Source organism: Variovorax sp. GW821-FHT09D05 (assembly GCF_059416325.1).
Genome location: NZ_JBWKOZ010000007.1, coordinates 90,510 through 107,628 on the forward strand (window position 1 = coordinate 90,510; position 17,119 = coordinate 107,628).

The 17,119-nt window shown below is 66.8% G+C and carries 16 protein-coding genes; 4 read left to right on the forward strand and 12 right to left on the reverse strand.

What is annotated here, in order from left to right; genetic code table 11:
• Positions 1 to 6 precede the first annotated feature (6 nt).
• The 8 genes from AC07O3_RS19835 to AC07O3_RS19870 form a co-directional block, all read right to left on the reverse strand.
• The gene (locus tag AC07O3_RS19835; protein WP_495340119.1) at positions 7 to 843 is read right to left on the reverse strand and encodes an acyl-CoA thioesterase; all 837 of its coding nucleotides are present in this window, start codon (positions 841 to 843) and stop codon (positions 7 to 9) included.
• 29 nt (positions 844 to 872) lie between these two features.
• Positions 873 to 1,784 carry an alpha/beta hydrolase family protein gene (locus tag AC07O3_RS19840; protein ID WP_495340120.1) on the reverse strand — a complete coding sequence of 304 codons (912 nt, stop codon included), beginning with the start codon at positions 1,782 to 1,784 and terminating at the stop codon, positions 873 to 875.
• Positions 1,785 to 1,914: 130 nt separating this feature from the next.
• Positions 1,915 to 3,114, reverse strand: a complete 1,200-nt coding sequence (locus tag AC07O3_RS19845; protein WP_495340121.1) for an acetyl-CoA C-acyltransferase — start codon at positions 3,112 to 3,114, stop codon at positions 1,915 to 1,917.
• A gap of 11 nt (positions 3,115 to 3,125) precedes the next feature.
• A complete protein-coding gene (locus AC07O3_RS19850) occupies positions 3,126 to 5,525 on the reverse strand; it encodes a 3-hydroxyacyl-CoA dehydrogenase/enoyl-CoA hydratase family protein (protein ID WP_495340122.1) in 2,400 nt (799 codons plus the stop codon).
• 39 nt (positions 5,526 to 5,564) lie between these two features.
• Positions 5,565 to 5,999 carry a DUF2147 domain-containing protein gene (locus tag AC07O3_RS19855; RefSeq protein WP_093057294.1) on the reverse strand — a complete coding sequence of 145 codons (435 nt, stop codon included), beginning with the start codon at positions 5,997 to 5,999 and terminating at the stop codon, positions 5,565 to 5,567.
• Positions 6,000 to 6,042: 43 nt separating this feature from the next.
• Positions 6,043 to 7,839, reverse strand: a complete 1,797-nt coding sequence (locus AC07O3_RS19860; RefSeq protein WP_495340123.1) for an acyl-CoA dehydrogenase C-terminal domain-containing protein — start codon at positions 7,837 to 7,839, stop codon at positions 6,043 to 6,045.
• Between the two features lie 76 nt (positions 7,840 to 7,915).
• Positions 7,916 to 8,602, reverse strand: a complete 687-nt coding sequence (locus tag AC07O3_RS19865; RefSeq protein WP_093057292.1) for a TetR/AcrR family transcriptional regulator — start codon at positions 8,600 to 8,602, stop codon at positions 7,916 to 7,918.
• Positions 8,603 to 8,747: 145 nt separating this feature from the next.
• Positions 8,748 to 9,506, reverse strand: coding sequence for an SDR family oxidoreductase (locus AC07O3_RS19870; RefSeq protein WP_093057291.1), 759 nt, complete (start codon positions 9,504 to 9,506; stop codon positions 8,748 to 8,750).
• Positions 9,507 to 9,620: 114 nt separating this feature from the next.
• On the opposite strand from AC07O3_RS19870, the gene AC07O3_RS19875 reads away from it, so the two are divergent.
• Positions 9,621 to 10,508 carry a LysR family transcriptional regulator gene (locus AC07O3_RS19875; RefSeq protein WP_495340124.1) on the forward strand — a complete coding sequence of 296 codons (888 nt, stop codon included), beginning with the start codon at positions 9,621 to 9,623 and terminating at the stop codon, positions 10,506 to 10,508.
• A 3-nt stretch (positions 10,509 to 10,511) separates the two neighbouring features.
• On the opposite strand, the gene AC07O3_RS19880 is transcribed toward AC07O3_RS19875, so the two are convergent.
• The 4 genes from AC07O3_RS19880 to AC07O3_RS19895 are packed head-to-tail and all read right to left on the reverse strand — an operon-like array spanning position 10,512 to position 13,745.
• Positions 10,512 to 11,342: an AraC family transcriptional regulator gene (locus tag AC07O3_RS19880; RefSeq protein ID WP_495340125.1), complete on the reverse strand. Its 831-nt coding sequence runs from the start codon at positions 11,340 to 11,342 to the stop codon at positions 10,512 to 10,514.
• A gap of 27 nt (positions 11,343 to 11,369) precedes the next feature.
• Positions 11,370 to 12,218: a fumarylacetoacetate hydrolase family protein gene (locus AC07O3_RS19885; protein ID WP_093057288.1), complete on the reverse strand. Its 849-nt coding sequence runs from the start codon at positions 12,216 to 12,218 to the stop codon at positions 11,370 to 11,372.
• 31 nt (positions 12,219 to 12,249) lie between these two features.
• Positions 12,250 to 13,014 carry an SDR family NAD(P)-dependent oxidoreductase gene (locus tag AC07O3_RS19890; protein ID WP_495340126.1) on the reverse strand — a complete coding sequence of 255 codons (765 nt, stop codon included), beginning with the start codon at positions 13,012 to 13,014 and terminating at the stop codon, positions 12,250 to 12,252.
• Positions 13,011 to 13,745, reverse strand: coding sequence for an SDR family oxidoreductase (locus AC07O3_RS19895; protein ID WP_495340127.1), 735 nt, complete (start codon positions 13,743 to 13,745; stop codon positions 13,011 to 13,013). The genes AC07O3_RS19890 and AC07O3_RS19895 overlap by 4 nt, the downstream gene beginning before the upstream one ends.
• Before the next feature lie 134 nt (positions 13,746 to 13,879).
• Here AC07O3_RS19895 and AC07O3_RS19900 point away from each other — a divergent pair, with 134 nt between their 5' ends.
• The 3 genes from AC07O3_RS19900 to AC07O3_RS19910 are packed head-to-tail and all read left to right on the forward strand — an operon-like array spanning position 13,880 to position 17,116.
• Positions 13,880 to 14,596 carry a FadR/GntR family transcriptional regulator gene (locus AC07O3_RS19900; RefSeq protein WP_093057285.1) on the forward strand — a complete coding sequence of 239 codons (717 nt, stop codon included), beginning with the start codon at positions 13,880 to 13,882 and terminating at the stop codon, positions 14,594 to 14,596.
• A gap of 30 nt (positions 14,597 to 14,626) precedes the next feature.
• On the forward strand, positions 14,627 to 16,153 hold the full coding sequence (locus AC07O3_RS19905; RefSeq protein WP_495340128.1) for a UxaA family hydrolase: 1,527 nt from the start codon (positions 14,627 to 14,629) through the stop codon (positions 16,151 to 16,153).
• 30 nt (positions 16,154 to 16,183) lie between these two features.
• Positions 16,184 to 17,116 carry an SMP-30/gluconolactonase/LRE family protein gene (locus AC07O3_RS19910; RefSeq protein WP_495340129.1) on the forward strand — a complete coding sequence of 311 codons (933 nt, stop codon included), beginning with the start codon at positions 16,184 to 16,186 and terminating at the stop codon, positions 17,114 to 17,116.
• Positions 17,117 to 17,119: the final 3 nt, after the last annotated feature.

Genomic DNA, 17,119 nt, shown 5'->3' on the forward strand with positions numbered 1-17,119 from the left:
GTCTCTTTATTCCTTGTAGTAGACGATCTGGTTCGAGGTAGCCAGCAGCACGCCGTTCTCGCTCCACAGATGCGCCGCCTGGTCGAAGAAGCCGTTGAAGAACTGCTGCCCCGCCGCGCGGCCCAGGAGATAGCCCGTGCCGACCTCGGCCAGCTGCGCCGGCCCGACGTGGAAGTAGGTAGTGATCGACACCGTGCCCGCGGGCACGTGCTTCGCGCGGCGCAGCCACACGCGCGGATAGAACATGTCGCTCATCGCGGCGAGCGAGGCGAAGTCGAGCGGCCGTGGCTGTGCGTCGCGCAGCCAGATGCGGGTTTCGCTGTGGTGCAGGCTCTCGTCCCACTTCGCGGGAATGCCGCCGCTGAAGGGGCGCATCTCGTACTGGTTGATCCACGCCACGCCGGACGGGCCGATGCTCATGCGGTCGACCGTCTCGGGCCTTGGCGCCTCGGGCATCGGCATGTCGCTCTCGCCCCAGGTGTCGCGGCGCGCGCCCGTCACCACGGTGGCGGTGGTCGTCATGTTGGGCGCACCGCTGGGGCCGGCCTGCGTGATCTGCACCGTCCAGTGCTGCGTCGAGCGGTTGGTGCGCACGGCAGTGGCCTGGATGTCGAACGCGCCGGCTTCGATCGCCGCCGCGTAGTTGACGGTGAGCGCGATGGGCGTGCCCAGCACGTCGGGGTGCTGCATCACCGACTGCAGCACCAGGGCCGCAGTGGTGCCGCCAAAGGGCCCGACCATGTTCCAGTAGTCGGGGCTGGTCATGCCGGTGAAGTGCCCCACGCGGATGTCGCTGTGGTGGATCGTCAGGGCTTTGTCGAAGGGGTGCTGCGTGGTCGTCATGATCGGCAGTGTGCCTCCGGAGGATGGCGTCACGCAGTCGTGTGCGGGACGTTGGCGTGCTGCACCGCAGTACGTTCGGTCAACGCAGCCAGCCGGTGCAGCTTGTCGATCGTGCTCGGCCACAGGCTCTGGCTGAACTGCTCGCGGAAGAAGCCGAAGTGGCCGATGCGCCGGGCCTGCACGTCCGCCGGCGCGATGCGCTCGACCGCGCTCGGCGCGCCGGCATAGAAGCTCACCAGGCTTTCGGTGCCGGCGAGCGTCATGAGTTCGTCGTCGGTGATCGACAGCGCGAGCACCGGGAAGCGCACGCGTCCGTAGCTCTGCGATGCAAGCTCGCCCTCGGCACCCACGCTGTAGCGCGGGTTGAGGCACCAGCGCCGCCATTGCAGGATCACGCCGCGCGGCAGGTCGCCGACCTTCTTCAGCTTGCGGCCCGGAAAGTAGCCGAACAGTCGCGTGACCAGCGGCACGAGCACGAACCAGAAGTAGAGGATGCTGCGCCTGAGCTTCGGCGCGTTCTCGCGCCAGTAGCCGCTGCCGGCCGCGATGCTGACGAGGCCGTCGACTTGTTCCGGGCGCTGCAGGAAGCCCGGCAACTGCGCACCAAGGCTGTGACCCAGCAGGTAGAGCGGCTGGTCAGGCAGTGCGGCCTTGGCGGCATCGATCACCGCTTCATAGTCGCGCGCCCAGTCGAACAGGTCGGCCTTGAAGCCGCGCAGCGACGCATCGCCGCGCGAATCGCCCGAGCCCCGGTAGTCGAAGGTCCAGACGCGCAGGCCCTGCTGTTCTGCAAGCCACTGCGCGAAGGGTTCGTAGAACGACTGGCGCACGCCCATTGCGCCGCCGATCACGATGCTGGCGCGCGGTGCGCCGGCGGGCTCGTAGCGGCGTACCGCCAGTTGCTGTGCGCCGCCGTCGACCTTCAGAACTTCCTGTTGCATGCTCGTTTCTCCAGAACGGTCACGGTCCATTCGCGGAACACCGCGGAACCGGCTTTGCCGGGCCGCAGGTGTTGCCCCCTGCAAGGGGGTTGGCGCAGCGACACGAAGTGCGCGAAGCCTGGGGGTTTGCTCAAACCCTTTCGAAGATCCCGGCAGCGCCCTGGCCCATGCCCACGCACATCGTGACCATGCCGTACTTCAGGTTCTCGCGGCGCAGCGCATGCACCACGGTCGCCGAGCGGATGGCGCCTGTAGCGCCGAGCGGATGGCCCAGCGCAATCGCGCCGCCCATCGGATTGACCTTCGACGGATCGAGGCCCAGCGTGTTGATGACGGCCAGCGACTGCGCGGCAAAGGCTTCGTTCAGCTCGAACCAGTCGATGTCCTCGTGCTTCAGGCCGGCATAGCGCAGCGCGGCCGGAATCGCCTCGATCGGGCCGATGCCCATGATGTGCGGCGGCACGCCCTTGCTGGCGAAGCTCACGAAGCGTGCGAGCGGCGTGAGGCCGTACTGCTTCACGGCCTTTTCGCTCGCCAGGATCAGCGCGCCCGCGCCGTCCGAGGTCTGCGAGCTGTTGCCGGCCGTGACCGTGCCGCGCGCGGCGAACACGGTGCGCAGCTTGGCGAGGCCTTCGATGCTGGTGTCGGGGCGCGCGCCTTCGTCGAGGTTCACGGTGCGAGTCTTGGCAATCGACTCGCCGGTCTCCAGGTTCGGCGTGCGGTCGGTCACTTCGATGGGCGTGATCTCGTCGGCGAACTTGCCGGCCTTCTGCGCGGCCAGCGCCTTCTGGTGCGAGGCGAGCGCGAACTCGTCCTGCGCCTGGCGGCTCACCTTCCACTGCTGCGCGACCTTCTCGGCCGTGAGGCCCATGCCGTAGGCAATGCCCACGTCGCCTTCGCGCTCGAAGATCGAGGGCGACAGCGAGGGCGAGTTTCCCATCATCGGCACCATGCTCATGCTTTCGACACCGGCTGCGATCATCACGTCGGCCTCGCCAACGCGGATACGGTCAGCAGCCATCTGCACAGCCGACAGGCCCGAAGCGCAGAAGCGGTTGACGGTGATGCCGCCGACACTGGTCGGCAGGCCTGCCAGCACCGCGCCGATGCGCGCGACGTTCAGGCCCTGCTGCGATTCGGGAATCGCGCAGCCGCAGATGATGTCTTCGATGGCCTTCGGGTCGAGGCTGGGCACGGCGGCCAGCGCCGCGCGCAGCGTGGTGGCCAGCAGGTCGTCAGGACGGTAGTTGCGGAAGTAGCCGCGGTGCGACTTGCCGATGGGGGTGCGGGTGGCGGAGACGATGTAGGCGTCTTGTACTTGCTTGCTCATGAAATCTGTCCTTAGTTGCGCACTGGCTTGCCGGTGCTGAGCATCCCCATGATCCGCTCCTGCGTCTTGGGATGCACGATGAGCGAGCAGAACGCCTTGCGTTCCAGCGTCATCAGGTATTCCTCGGTCACGAGCGAGCCCGCGTCCACGTCGCCGCCGGTGACCACGTTCGCGATCAGGCTGGCAATGTGGAAGTCGTGCGCGCTGATGAAGCCGCCGTCGCGCATGTTCACGAGCTGGCCCTTGATGGTCGCGGCGCCGCTGCGGCCCGCCACGCGGAAGGTGCGGCGCAGTGGTGCGCGGTAGCCGGCGTCGGCCATGGCCTTGGCCTGCTGCAGCGCCACGTACAGCAGCTCGTCCTTGTTCGGCACGATCACATCGCTATCGAGCAGGTAACCCAGCTTCTTCGAATCGAGCGCACCGGTGCCGACCTTCGCCATCGCCGCAGCAGTGAAGCCTTCGGTGAGGAACGGCAGCAGGTCGCTACCCGTGGAGGCCGCTGCGTTCTCCGCAGCACGGCGTGCGATGTAAGTCAGGCCGCCAGCGCCGGGGATCAGGCCCACGCCGACTTCGACCAGGCCGATGTAGCTTTCCATCGCCGCCACGCGCTTGGCCGAATGCACGGCCAGCTCGCAGCCGCCGCCCAGCGCCATGCCGCGCACGGCCGAGATCACCGGCACGCTGGCGTAGCGGATCTTGAGCATCACGTTCTGCAGCTCTTCCTCGGCACCTTCGACCGCACCAATGCCCGCGACCACGAAGGCCGGCAGCATCGCCTGCAGGTCGGCGCCGACCGAGAACACTTCGTCGGGCGACCAGATCACCAGGCCCTTGTAGTCGGCCTCGGCCAACTCCACCGCGGCGCCAAGCGACTCGGCCACGTCGGGACTGATAGCGTGCATCTTCGAATGGATGCTGGCGATGAGCACTTCGCCATCGAGCGTCCACACGCGCACGTCGCCTTCGTCGCTGATGGTGGTGCCGGCGGTGTTGGCATCGGCTGCGTTCGCGCCGAGCACGCTCTCGGGGAACAGCTGGCGGTCATGCACCGGCAGCCTGCGCTGCGGCACGAACTTGTTCTGCGATGCGCTCCACGAGCCTTCGGGCGTGTGCACGCCGCCGGCCTCGGCCACCGGACCTTCGAACACCCACTTGGGCAGCGGCGCGCTGCTCAGTGCCTTGCCGGCGTCGATGTCTTCCTGCACCCACTTGGCGACCTGCGCCCAGCCGGCCTCTTGCCAGAGCTCGAACGGGCCCTGCTTCATGCCGAAGCCCCAGCGCATGGCGAAGTCGATGTCGCGTGCGCTCTCGGCGATGTCGCCCAGGTGCACAGCGGCGTAGTGGAAGCCGTCGCGCAAGATGGCCCAGAGGAACTGGCCCTGCGGTCCTTCGCTCTCGCGCAGCAGCTTCAGGCGTTCGCCCGCGGGCTTCTTCAGCATGCGGCCATACACCTCGTCGGCCTTGGCGCCGGCGGGCACGTACTCGCCGCTCTTCAGGTCGAAGCGAAGGATGTCGCGGCCGACCTTCTTGAAGAAGCCGGCCTTGGCCTTCTGGCCCAGGTTGCCCAGCTCCAGCAGCTTGGCGAGCACCGGTGGCGTCGCGAAGTTGGCGTAGAACGGATCGGTCTCGGCGTTGAGGTTGTCCTGCAGCGTCTTCACGACGTGGGCCATCGTGTCGAGGCCCACCACGTCGGCGGTGCGGAAGGTGCCCGAACTCGCGCGGCCCAGCTTCTTGCCGGTGAGGTCGTCCACCACGTCGGGCGTCAAGCCGAACTTCTCGACTTCCTTCAGCGTGGCCAGCATGCCGGCGATGCCGACACGGTTGGCGATGAAGTTGGGCGTGTCGTGCGCGCGCACCACGCCCTTGCCGAGCGTGCTGGTGACGAAGGCTTCGAGGTCGTCGAGCACCTGCGGCTGCGTGGTGGGCGTGTTGATCAGCTCCACCAGGAACATGTAGCGCGGCGGGTTGAAGAAGTGAATGCCGCAGAAGCGCGGCTTCAGCGCTTCGGGCAGTGCCTCGCTGAGCTTGGTGATCGACAGGCCCGAGGTGTTCGAGGCCAGGATCGAATGCTTGGCAACGTGGGGCGCGATCTTCTTGTAGAGATCGAGCTTCCAGTCCATGCGCTCGGCAATGGCTTCGATGATGAGGTCGCACTCGCCGAGCTTGGCAAGGTCGTCTTCGTAGTTGGCCTGTTCGATCAGGCCCGCATCGGCCACGTCGCCGAGCGGCGCGGGCTTGAGCTTCTTGAGGTTGTCGATGGCGCGCGTGACGATGCCGTTCTTCGGGCCTTCTTTTGCGGCCAGGTCGAACAGCACGACAGGCACGCGCACGTTGACGAGGTGGGCCGCAATCTGCGCGCCCATCACGCCGGCGCCGAGCACGGCGACCTTCTTCACTTGAAATCGGGACATGTTGCTTGGTATTTCTTGGATTGGTTGCGCGCAGGCTTGTTACTGCACGCGGTTCCAGGTTTGGGTACGCCAGAAGGGACCGAGGTAGCCGCGCACTTCGAGCTTCTTGCCGCCGTCGACGGGCGTGTAGCTCGCGCGGTATTCCTTGCCGTTCTCGGGGTCGAGGATCTTGCCGCCTTCCCAGACTTCCTTGCCTTCGGCCTTCTTGCCGCCGCGGATGATGTCCAGGCCCACCATGGGCTTGCCCTTGCGGTCGTCGCTGCATTCGTCGCAGGTGGCGCCGGGCTTGGCGTCCTTGCCCAGTGCCTTTTCGATGCGGCCGAGCAGCGCACCGTTGGTTTCATCGATGCGGATCTCGGCCTTGACCTCACCGGTCTTGTCGTCAACGTTGCGCCACAGGCCGACCGGCGTGACCTGGGCCATGGCCGAGGCTGCGGTGACGGCGAACAGAACGGCGGCGAATGTTTTCTTCATGCGTGTCTCCCGGCGAAGTGAAGGAAAAGGCAAAGGGCTTGCTTCAGGCCAGTGCCGCGTCGGTGTCCATCAGCACCTTGCTGCCGGCGCGCGCGGTGCGCATCAGCGTCGCAGTCTCGGGGAACAGCTTGGCGAAGTAGAAGCGCGCGGTCTGCAGCTTGGCGACGTAGAACGGGTCGGTGTTGCCGGCGGCGATTTCGCGCAGGGCCACTTGCGCCATGCGGGCGAACAGGTAGCCGAACACGAAGTGGCCAGCCACGCGCAGGTAGTCGACAGCAGCGGCGCCCACTTCGTCGGGGTTCTGGAAGCCCTTGAAACCGATCTCGGTCGTGAACTTGGTGAGCTGGTCGCCCAGCATCGCGATCGGGTTGATGAACTCGGCCATCTTCTCGTTGACGCCCTCTTCTTCCACCAGCTTCGCAACCAGCTTGCCGAACTTCTTCAGCGAGGCGCCGTTGTTGCCCAGCACCTTGCGGCCCAGCAGGTCCAGCGACTGGATGGTGTTGGTGCCTTCATAGATCATGTTGATGCGGTTGTCGCGCACGAACTGCTCCATGCCCCATTCCTTGATGAAGCCGTGGCCGCCGAACACCTGCATGCAGGCGTTGGTTGCAACGTGGCCGTTGTCGGTGATGAAGGCCTTGACGATGGGGGTCAGCAGCGCGACCAGTTCGCCGGAGTCCTTGCGCACCTTCTCGTCTGGGTGGTTGTGTTCCTTGTCGAGCAGCAGCGTGCAGAAAATTTGCAGCGCGCGGCCGCCTTCGGCATAGGCCTTGGCAGTGAGCAGCATCTTGCGCACGTCGGGGTGCACGATGATGGGGTCGGCTTCCTTGTCCTTGGCCTTCACGCCGGAGAGCGAACGCATCTGGATGCGGTCCTTGGCGTAGGCCAGCGCGTTCTGGTAGGCCACTTCGGTCAGGCCCAGCGACTGGTTGCCCACGCCCAGGCGCGCGGCGTTCATCATCACGAACATCGCGGCCAGGCCCTTGTTGGGCTCGCCCACCAGCGTGCCGGTGGCGCCTTCAATCACGATCTGCGCGGTGGCGTTGCCGTGGATGCCCATCTTGTGCTCCAGGCCGGCGCAGAAGATCGGGTTGCGCTCGCCGAGCGAACCGTCGGCCTTGACCTTGAACTTCGGCACCACGAACAGGCTGATGCCCTTGCTGCCCTTGGGCGCGTCAGGCAGGCGGGCCAGCACCAGGTGAATGATGTTGCTCGTCATGTCGTGCTCGCCGGCCGAGATGAAGATCTTGCTGCCGCTGATGCGGTAGGTGCCGTCCGCCTGCGGCTCGGCCTTGGTGCGCAGCAGGCCGAGGTCGGTGCCGCAGTGCGGCTCGGTCAGGCACATGGTGCCGGTCCATTCGCCGCTGGTGAGCTTGGGCAGGTAGGTCTTCTTCTGCTCGTCGGTGCCGTGGGCCGCCAGCGCCTCGTACGCGCCGTGCGAGAGGCCGGGGTACATGGTCCAGGCCTGGTTGGCGCTGTTGAGCATTTCGAACAGGCACTGGTTCACCACGAACGGCAGGCCCTGGCCGCCGAAGGCCGGGTCGCACGACAGCGCGGGCCAGCCGCCTTCGATGTACTTGGCGTAGGCGTCCTTGAAGCCCTTGGGCGTCTTCACTTCATGCGTGGTCTTGTCGAGCGTGCAGCCCTCTTCATCGCCGCTGATGTTGAGCGGGAAGGTCACTTCGGCGGCGAACTTGCCGGCCTCTTCGATCACCGCGTTGATGGTGTCGGCATCGGTCTCGGCATGTGCCGGAAGCGCCTTGAGTTCCTCGGCGACGTTGAGCACTTCGTGCAGCACGAACTGCATGTCGCGCACGGGTGGGTTGTAGGTAGGCATCCGGAACTCTCCTGGTCGAAGCTAGATAGAAAAAAGAAAAAGGGGAAAACGAAAACGGGGCAGGCCGCGCGCTTCTTCAGCGCACGGTCTTGAGGCGGCGGCCGGCCGGCGCAGCCGTGTCGGCCTTGGGCGCATCGGGCGTGGCGCTGCGCGCGAGGATGTTGTCGAAGCCGACGTTGGCGCGGCCGATGGAGCCGGGCACCTGCAGGAAGCGCGCTTCGTAGTGCAGTGCGAGGATCAGGCCGTGAATCTCGAACGCCACCTGGCGCTCGTCGGCATCGGCGCGCAGATGGCCTTCGCTCTGCGACTGCACGATGGCGCGCAGCACTGCCGCCTGCCAGATGCTGACCGACTCGACCAGCGCATCGCGCACCGGGCCTGGGCGGTCGTCGAATTCGGAAGCGCCGCTGATGTAGATGCAGCCCGAGTCGATTTCGGTCGAGGTGCGCTTCATCCAGTTGGCGAACATGGCGCGCAGGCGCGGCAGGCCGCGCGGCGCCTTCAGGGCGGGGAAGAACACTTCCTGCTCGAAGCGTGCGTGGTATTCACGCACCACCGAGATCTGCAGTTCTTCGCGCGAGCCGAAGTGGGCGAACACGCCCGACTTGCTCATCTTGGTGATTTCAGCCACCGCACCGATCGACAGGCCCTCGAGCCCGATCTGCGCGGCTAGCGCCAGCGCGGCGTCGACGATGACGGCCTTGGTCTGCTGGCCCTTCTGGGCGGCGCGAACGGGCTTGGCGGGAACGGCTGCTGCGGTCATCGTGGAATTTCCATGCAAAAACGAACGGTCGTTCTATTTTGCAGGGCTTTACCACTTTCGCCCGCAAGAAACCTTCAGGTATTGAAGGTTAATTGATGCGGGACGGGGCGCAATCGGCCCCATCCCTACCCCTCGGAAGCTCTCTTCAGAATTCCTGCGACACCGGCCGCAGCACGACTTCGTTGATGTCCACGTTCGCCGGCTGCTCCACCGCGTAGACGATGGCGCGCGCCACCGAATCGGACGGGATCTGGTTGGCGTCGTAGAACGCCTTCACGCCCGCAGCGGACTCGGCATCGCTGCTGCCGAACTTCAGCTCCGACTCGACCGCGCCGGGCGACACGATGGTCACGCGCACGCCGCTGTTGCCCACTTCCACGCGCAGGCCTTCGGAGATGGCGCGCACCGCGTGCTTGGTTGCGCTGTAGACGGTGCCGATGGGCGTGAACACCTTCAGCCCGGCAATGGATGCGACGTTGACGATGTGCCCGCTGCCCTGCGCCTGCATGCGCGGCAGCACGGCGGCAATACCGTAGAGCACGCCCTTGATGTTGACGTCGATGGTGCGGTCCCACTCGTCGACCTTGAGCTTGTCGAGGGGCGACAGCGGCATCACGCCCGCGTTGTTGACCAGCACGTCGATGCGGCCGAAGGCCTCGACGGTGGCGGCTGCGAGCTTGTCGAGGTCGGCGCGCTTGGCCACGTCGGTGGCCACGGCGATGGCCTCGCCGCCGGCTTCGCGGATCTCGGCGACGACTTTGTCGAGCCGGTCGGTGCGGCGGGCCGCGAGCACCACTTTTGCGCCGCGCGCAGCCAGGTGACGCGCCGTCGATTCGCCGAGCCCGCTGCTCGCGCCGGTAACGATGGCGACCTTGCCCTTGATGTTGTCTTGAACGGATGTCATGGGAAATTCCTTTCGGGTGTGTGGAAGAAGTGCCTCCAGTGTGGAAAATCCACATGTTCCCGTAAATGAAACTCTGGCGACTTCAGAATTCCTCAGAAAGGAACTCTCAACACCATGTCCAATCGTCTCGAAGCCCTGCGCGTGTTCTGCGCCGCCGCCGATGCCGCCAACTTCCGCGACGCGGCGGCGCGGCTTTCGGTGTCACCGCAGGTGGTGACGCGCGCGGTGCGCGAGCTCGAAGACGAGCTCGGCGAGCCCCTCTTCCACCGCAGCACGCGCGGCGTGCAGCTCACCGACTTCGGTCGGCAGCTCTCGGAGCGGGCGCGCACTGCCCTGAGCGGAGTCGACGAACTCTTCCATCGCACCGACCGCCGCGCACTGTCGCAGCACCAGGGCACGGTGCGGGTCACGGCGCCGGGCATCTTCGGGCGCCAGCTCATCCCGCAGGCGCTGGCGCCGATGCTCGCCGCGCACCCGGGCCTGGTGCTCGACCTGCGCGTCTCGGAGTCGCATGCCGACGTGGTCGGCGAGCAGATCGACATCGGCGTGCGCGTGGGCCCGCTGCGCGATGCCCGCTTCGTCGCGCGGCCGGTCGGCCGGATGGCGCTGCACGTGGTGGCCGCGCCCTCGCTGATCGCGCGTACCGGCGTGCCGAAGAAGATCGAGGCGCTGGCCTCGCTGCCGCTCACCGCATTGATCGACCGCAAGTCGGGCCGGCCCTGGCCGATGATGTTCCGCAAAGAGCGCCAGCTGGCCGTGACCTCGCCGGCCTTCGTCACCGACGACTTCGACACCGAGTGCGCCGCGGTGCTCGCAGGCCTGGGCTTCGCCCAGTTGATCGGCTCGCTGGCCGAGCCCTGGATCGAGCGCGGCGCGCTGGTGTCGGTGCTGGAGGCCGAGGCGCCCGAGCCGTGGCCGATTTATGTCTACCGCTCGCAACGGGCGCCTGTGCCGGCGCGCGTGCGGCTGGTGTACGACGAGTTGATCCGCGTGCTGCGCTGAACGCTACGCCCGCTGCCAGGCGCCGGGCGTGAAACCGAAGTGGCGCGTGAAGATGCGCGTCATGTGGCTCTGGTCCGCGAAGCCGCTTGCGGCGGCGGTGTCCGCGAGGCTCGTGCCGCGGCGGATCAAGGCGCGTGCGCGTTCGGCGCGCTGCAGCAAAAGCCATGCGTGGGGCGGCACGCCGTAGGCTTTCTGGAAGCGGCGCAGCAGCTGGAACTTGCCGAGGCCGGCCATCGCTGCAAGCTCATCGAGCATGGGCGCGGCAAGCAGGTCATCGGCGAGGCGCTCGCGCACCAGCCGCACGTCGCCATCGATCTCGGGCTGCGGCACGGCGGTGGAATGGCCATCGAGCAGCAGGCCGCAGACTTCGACCAGCGACTCTTCGCAGGCGAGGGCTTCGGCGCTTGCAGAGGCGCTCGCGGCGCAGTTACGCCAATCGTCGAGACGGGTGAACAGGCGGCGCAGTGTTTGGACCAGCCGCAAGTCCTTGAGCACGGGCCGTGTGAATTCAACGCTGCCGTCCATCGCGGCGCCGCCCAGCATGCCCGCCATCACTGCCGCGTCGAGATACACCATGCGCCAACGCCGCGACGGCCCGCCGAGCGGCCGGCCGTCGTGCACTTCCCCGGGATTGGTGGTGATCAGATCGCCCGCATAGGCATCGACCTTGCCGCGGCCGCTGGCCGAGCTTTGCGCGCCATGGTCGAGCAGGCCGACGCCGTAGGTCGAATGCCAGTGCCGGCCGTAGTGGCGGGCACTGTCCATCGCGGTGCCGTGGACGCCCTCCCAGGGCGTTCCAAAGACCTGCGAGCGATGGTCCGGCGGCGTCTTCATCCGCCGGATGATCTCAGAGAACCGCGTTCAGAGCTTGAACGGAATCACTTCCTGGCGCTGCTCGCCCAGGCCTTCGATGCCCAGCGTCATCACGTCGCCCTTCTTCAGGAACAGCGGCGGCTTCATGCCCATGCCGACGCCGGGCGGCGTGCCGGTGGTGATGACGTCGCCGGGCATCAGCGTCATGAACTGGCTCACGTAGCTCACGATCTTGGCCACGCTGAAGATCATGGTCTTGGTGCTGCCGGTCTGCACGCGCTGGCCGTTCAGGTCGAGCCACATCGAAAGCTTCTGCGGGTTCTCGATTTCGTCGCGCGTCACCAGCCAGGGGCCGAGCGGGCCGAAGGTGTCGCAGCCCTTGCCCTTGTCCCATGTGCCGCCGCGCTCGATCTGGTATTCGCGCTCGCTGATGTCGTTGATGGTGCAGTAGCCGGCCACGTAGTCGAGCGCGCTCTTTTGCGACACGTAGCGTGCGCGCGTGCCGATGACCACGCCGAGCTCGACCTCCCAGTCGGTCTTGACCGAGCCCTTGGGCAGCATCACCGGATCGTTCGGGCCCTGGATGCAGCTGTTGGCCTTGGTGAACACCACGGGTTCCTTGGGCACCGGCAGACCGGATTCGGCCGCGTGGTCCGCATAGTTCAGGCCGATGGCGATGAACTTGCCGACGTTGGCCACGGGGCTGCCGAAGCGCGGCTTGCCCTTGACCAGCGGCAGCTTGTCGATCTTCTGCTTGCGCAGCTTGGCAATGGCGGCATCGCCCAGTTGCTCGGGGCCGATGTCCTTGACGACGGCGCTCAGGTCGCGCAGCTGGCCCTTGTCGTCGATGAGGCCGGGCTTTTCCTTGCCGGGGTTGCCATAGCGGACGAGTTTCATGCTTTCCTTTCAGTGCGTTGAATTGAATTGATCAGTACGTGGAGCGGCCACCGGAGAGGTCGAAGACCGCGCCGGTGGAGAACGAACAATCTTCGGTGCAGAGCCAGCCGACCATCGCGGCCACCTCCTCCACCGTGCCGAAGCGGCCCATGGGAATCTTCGAGAGCATGAAGGCGATGTGCTCGGGCGTCATCTGGTCGAAGATGGCCGTCTTCACGGCCGCGGGCGTCACGCAGTTCACGCGGATGCCGGTGTCGGCCAGCTCCTTGCCGAGCGACTTGGTCAGCCCGATGACGGCCGCCTTGCTCGCGCTGTAGGCACTGGCGTTGGGGTTGCCCTCCTTGCCGGCCACCGAGGCGATGTTGACGATGCGGCCGTAGCCACCGCTACCGCCGGGGCCCTGCTTGCGCATCTGCGCGACCACTTCGCGGCAGCACAGGAACACGCCGTTGATGTTGACGTCCATCACCTGGCGCCAGTCGTCCACGGGGTAGTCCCACAGCTTGGTGTTGGGGCCAGTGATGCCGGCGCTGTTGACCAGCGCGTCGATACGCGGCGCGTGCGCCAGCGTGGCGGCCACGGCCTTGGCGACAGAGGGCTGCTGCGACACGTCGACCTTCAGCGCAAAAGCCTTGTCGCCGAGCGATTCGGCAGCCTTCGCAGCGGCGTCTTCATCGCGGTCCCACAGCGTGACGCTGCCGCCCGAGGCCACGAGCCGCTGCGCGATGCCGAAGCCGAGCCCCGTGGCGCCACCAGTGACGACCGCGTGGCGGCCCTTGAAGTCGAGCTGGTTCATATGGTGATGCCGCCGTCGACGGTGAAGGCCTGGCCGGTGGCGAAGACCGATTCGTCGCTGGCAAGGAATACAACCACCGGCGCGATTTCCTCGGCCTGCGCGAGCCGGCCCATGGGCTGGCGTGCGATGAAGGCCTTGCGCGCGGCGTCAGGGTCGGCATTGGCGTTGATGCGGTCGCCAAGCGAGGGCGTGTCGACCGTGCCCGGGCACACGGCATTGCAGCGGATGCCCCGGGCCACGTAGTCGGCCGCCACGCTCTTGGTGAGGCCCAGCACCGCCGCCTTGGTGGTGCCGTAGACAAAGCGGTTGGGCAGCCCCTTCATGCTGGAGCACACGCTCGCCATGTTGATGATGCTGCCGTGCCCGGCCGCCAGCATGCCGGGCAGCACGGCCTGGATGGTCCACATCTGGGCGCGCACGTTGAGGCTGAAGGCGAAAAGCAGCTCGTCGTCGGTGGCTTGCTCGATGGTGCCGTTGTGCACCACGCCCGCACAATTGAAGAGGACGTCGAGCGCGGGCAGCTTCGCCACCAGCGCGCCGATGGCTGCCTTGTCGAGCACGTCGAGCTTGAGCGCGGTGACGTTGGGCACGCCCGCGTAGCGCTCGAGCAGCTTCTCGTTGACGTCGGTGGCCCAGACCTGCGCGCCCTCGGCGGCCATGGCCAGCACGCTGGCGTAGCCGATGCCCTGGCCGGCGGCGGTGACCAGCGCGGTCTTTCCCTGCAATCTCATCGGTGTCTCCTCTGGTCGTGTCTTCGGGTTAGGCCCGATGATGGCGCGGGCGGTGTATCGTATTCTGAATTGGCCTTACCACTTGTCCAATTCAGGACAACCCTTAAGCCCCTCGACCTCCTTTTTTCGTTCCCGTGCCGATCCAGACCCTCGAACCCCAGCGCCTCTACCGCCAGATTGCCGAACAGTTGCGTGTGCTCATCGGCAAGGGCGAGTTCGCGGTGGGCGCGCGCATTCCGGCCGAGCGCGACCTGGCCAAGCAGCTGGGCGTGAGCCGGCCCTCGGTGCGCGAGGCACTGATCGCGCTGGAGGTGGAAGGCTGGGTCGAGATCCGCACCGGCTCGGGCGTGTACGTGCTCGACCGCTCGCACCGCACGGCGCCGCCCGCCAACGGAGCGGCTGGCGCCGAGTGGGGGCCGCTCGAAATCATCCGCGCGCGCCGCCTGGTCGAAGGCGAGACCGCCGCCACGGCGGCCCAGTACGGCAAGCGCAAGGACGTGGACGCCATCCGCCGCGCAATCAAGATGATGCGCGAGATGGCCGCGCGCAGCGAAGTACCGCACGAGGGCGATCGCGCCTTCCACCTGGCCATCGTCAACGCCTGCGGCAACGTGGTGCTGACCGAGACGGTGCAGGGCTTCCTGGAGTCGCGCCACGGGCCGATCTTTGCGCGGATGATCGATTACTTCGAGACCATGGACTCGTGGCAGGCCGCCATCGGCGAGCACGAAGCCATCCTCGACGCCGTCGCTGCGCGCGACCCGGCAGCGGCGCGCGAGGCAATGCACCAGCACATGGACAAGTTCCACCAGAGATTCAGCGCGAGCTGGCGCCGCGCGAAGGTCTCCTGACAAACAAACAAGCGCCGACAGGCACTCACGATGACTCCCTACATCCGACTCCACCCCGCCGATGACGTCGTCATCGCGCGCTCGCAACTGCTCGGCGGCACCGTCGTCGAAGGTGTGGCCGTTCGCGGCCTGATTCCGCCGGGCCACAAGATCGCGATGCGCGACATCGCCCAGGGCGAGCCGGTGCGGCGCTACAACCAGATCATCGGGTTCGCGAGCAAGTCCATTGCCGCCGGCGAGCACGTGCACACGCAGAACCTGAACATGGGCCCGGACAAGGGAGACTTCGAACGCGATTACGCCTTCGGCGCCGACGTGAAGCCCGCCCCTGCGAAGCGCGAGGCCACCTTCATGGGCATCAAGCGCGCCGACGGCCGCGTGGCCACGCGCAACTACATCGGCGTGCTGACCAGCGTGAACTGCTCGGCCACGGCCGCGCGCGCCATTGCAGACCACTTCTCGCGCAAGACCAACCCGCAGGCGCTCGCGGCGTTCCCGAACGTGGACGGCATCGTCGCGCTCACGCACGGCACCGGCTGCGGCATGGACACGCAGGGCATGGGCATGCAGATCCTGGAGCGCACGCTGACGGGCTACGCCACGCACCCGAACTTCGCGGGCGTGCTGGTGGTCGGGCTCGGCTGCGAGGCCAACCAGATCAACGCCTGGCTCGCGACCGGCCATCTCGCCGAGGGCGAGAACTTCCGCACCTTCAACATCCAGGACACGGGCGGCACCCGCAAGACGGTCGAGAAGGGCGTGGCGCTCATCAACGAGATGCTGCCGCGCGCCAACGCGGCAAAGCGCGAGCCGTGCAGTGCGGCGCACATCACCATCGGACTGCAGTGCGGCGGCTCGGACGGCTACTCGGGCATCAGCGCCAACCCGGCGCTGGGTGCGGCGGTCGACCTGCTGGTGGCGCATGGCGGCACCGCCATCCTCAGCGAAACGCCCGAGGTGTACGGCGCCGAGCACCTGCTGACGCGCCGCGCGGTGAAGCGCGAAGTGGGGCAGAAGCTGGTGGACCGCATCAAGTGGTGGGAGCACTACACCGAAATCAACGAAGGCGAGATGAACAACAACCCCTCGCCGGGCAACAAGGCCGGCGGGCTTACCACCATTCTCGAAAAGTCACTGGGCGCGGTGGCCAAGGGCGGCACCAGCAACCTCGAGGCGGTGTACGAATACGCCGAGCCCGTCACCGCGCACGGCTTCGTCTACATGGACACGCCGGGCTACGACCCGGTGAGCGCCACGGGCCAGGTGGCCGGCGGCGCCAACCTGATCTGCTTCACGACCGGGCGCGGCTCGGCGTATGGCTGCGCGCCTTCGCCCTCGCTCAAGCTCGCGACCAACTCCGCGCTGTGGCAGCGGCAGGAAGAAGACATGGACATCAACTGCGGCGAGATCGTGGACGGCACGGCGTCGATCCAGGAGATGGGCCAGCGCATCTTCGAGCTGGTGCTGGCGACCGCTTCGGGCGCGCAGTCGAAGAGCGAACAGCACGGCTACGGCCAGAACGAGTTCGTGCCGTGGCAGGTCGGCGCGGTGATGTGACGTGATGTGAATCCATCGGCAAGGAACGACATGGCCAACCTCCCCTTCGGCTTTCTCGAGGGCACCGGCTTCGAGCATAGAGACCCTCGCTTCAAGTCTTGCATTCCCGGCCCCGAGCGCGTGCAGCGCCTGTGGACCGGTGCGCGCTGGTGCGAAGGCCCCGTGTGGTTCGCGGCGCACCGCACGCTGGTGTGGTCGGACATTCCGAACAACCGCATGCTGCGTTACGACGAAGTCAATGGCACGGTCGGCATCTTCCGTGAGCCGTCGAACAACACCAATGGCAATACGGTCGACCGCCAGGGCCGGCTCGTGAGCTGCGAGCACCTCACGCGGCGCGTGACTCGCACCGAGCATGACGGCACGATCACCGTGCTGGCCTCGCACTGGCAGGGCAAGCGTCTCAATTCGCCCAACGACGTGGTCGTGCATTCGGACGGCGCCGTGTGGTTCACCGACCCGAGCTACGGCATCCTCTCCGACTACGAGGGCCTGAAGGCAGACAGCGAAATCAGCGCCTGCCATGTCTACCGCATCGACCCGGCGAGCGGCGAAGTCGAACGCATGGCCGACGATTTCGTGAAGCCCAACGGCCTGGCGTTCTCGCCCGACGAATCGACGCTGTACATCGCCGACACGGGTGCGAGCCATGCGGCGGACGGGCCGCGGCACATTCGCCGCTTCAGTGTCGGCCCCTATGCCAGGAGGCTGGACGGCGGCGAGGTGTTCGCCGAATGCACCAACGGGCTGTTCGACGGCTTCCGGCTCGACACCGAAGGCCGCATCTGGACCAGCGCACTCGACGGCGTGCACGCCTATCACCCCGACGGCACGCTGCTCGGCAAGATCCTGATCCCCGAGCGCGTGGCCAACGTCTGCTTCGGCGGGCCCAAGCTCAACCGCCTTTTCATCTGCGCGACCACGTCGCTCTATGCCATCACGCTGAACGCGAAGGGAGTCTGATCC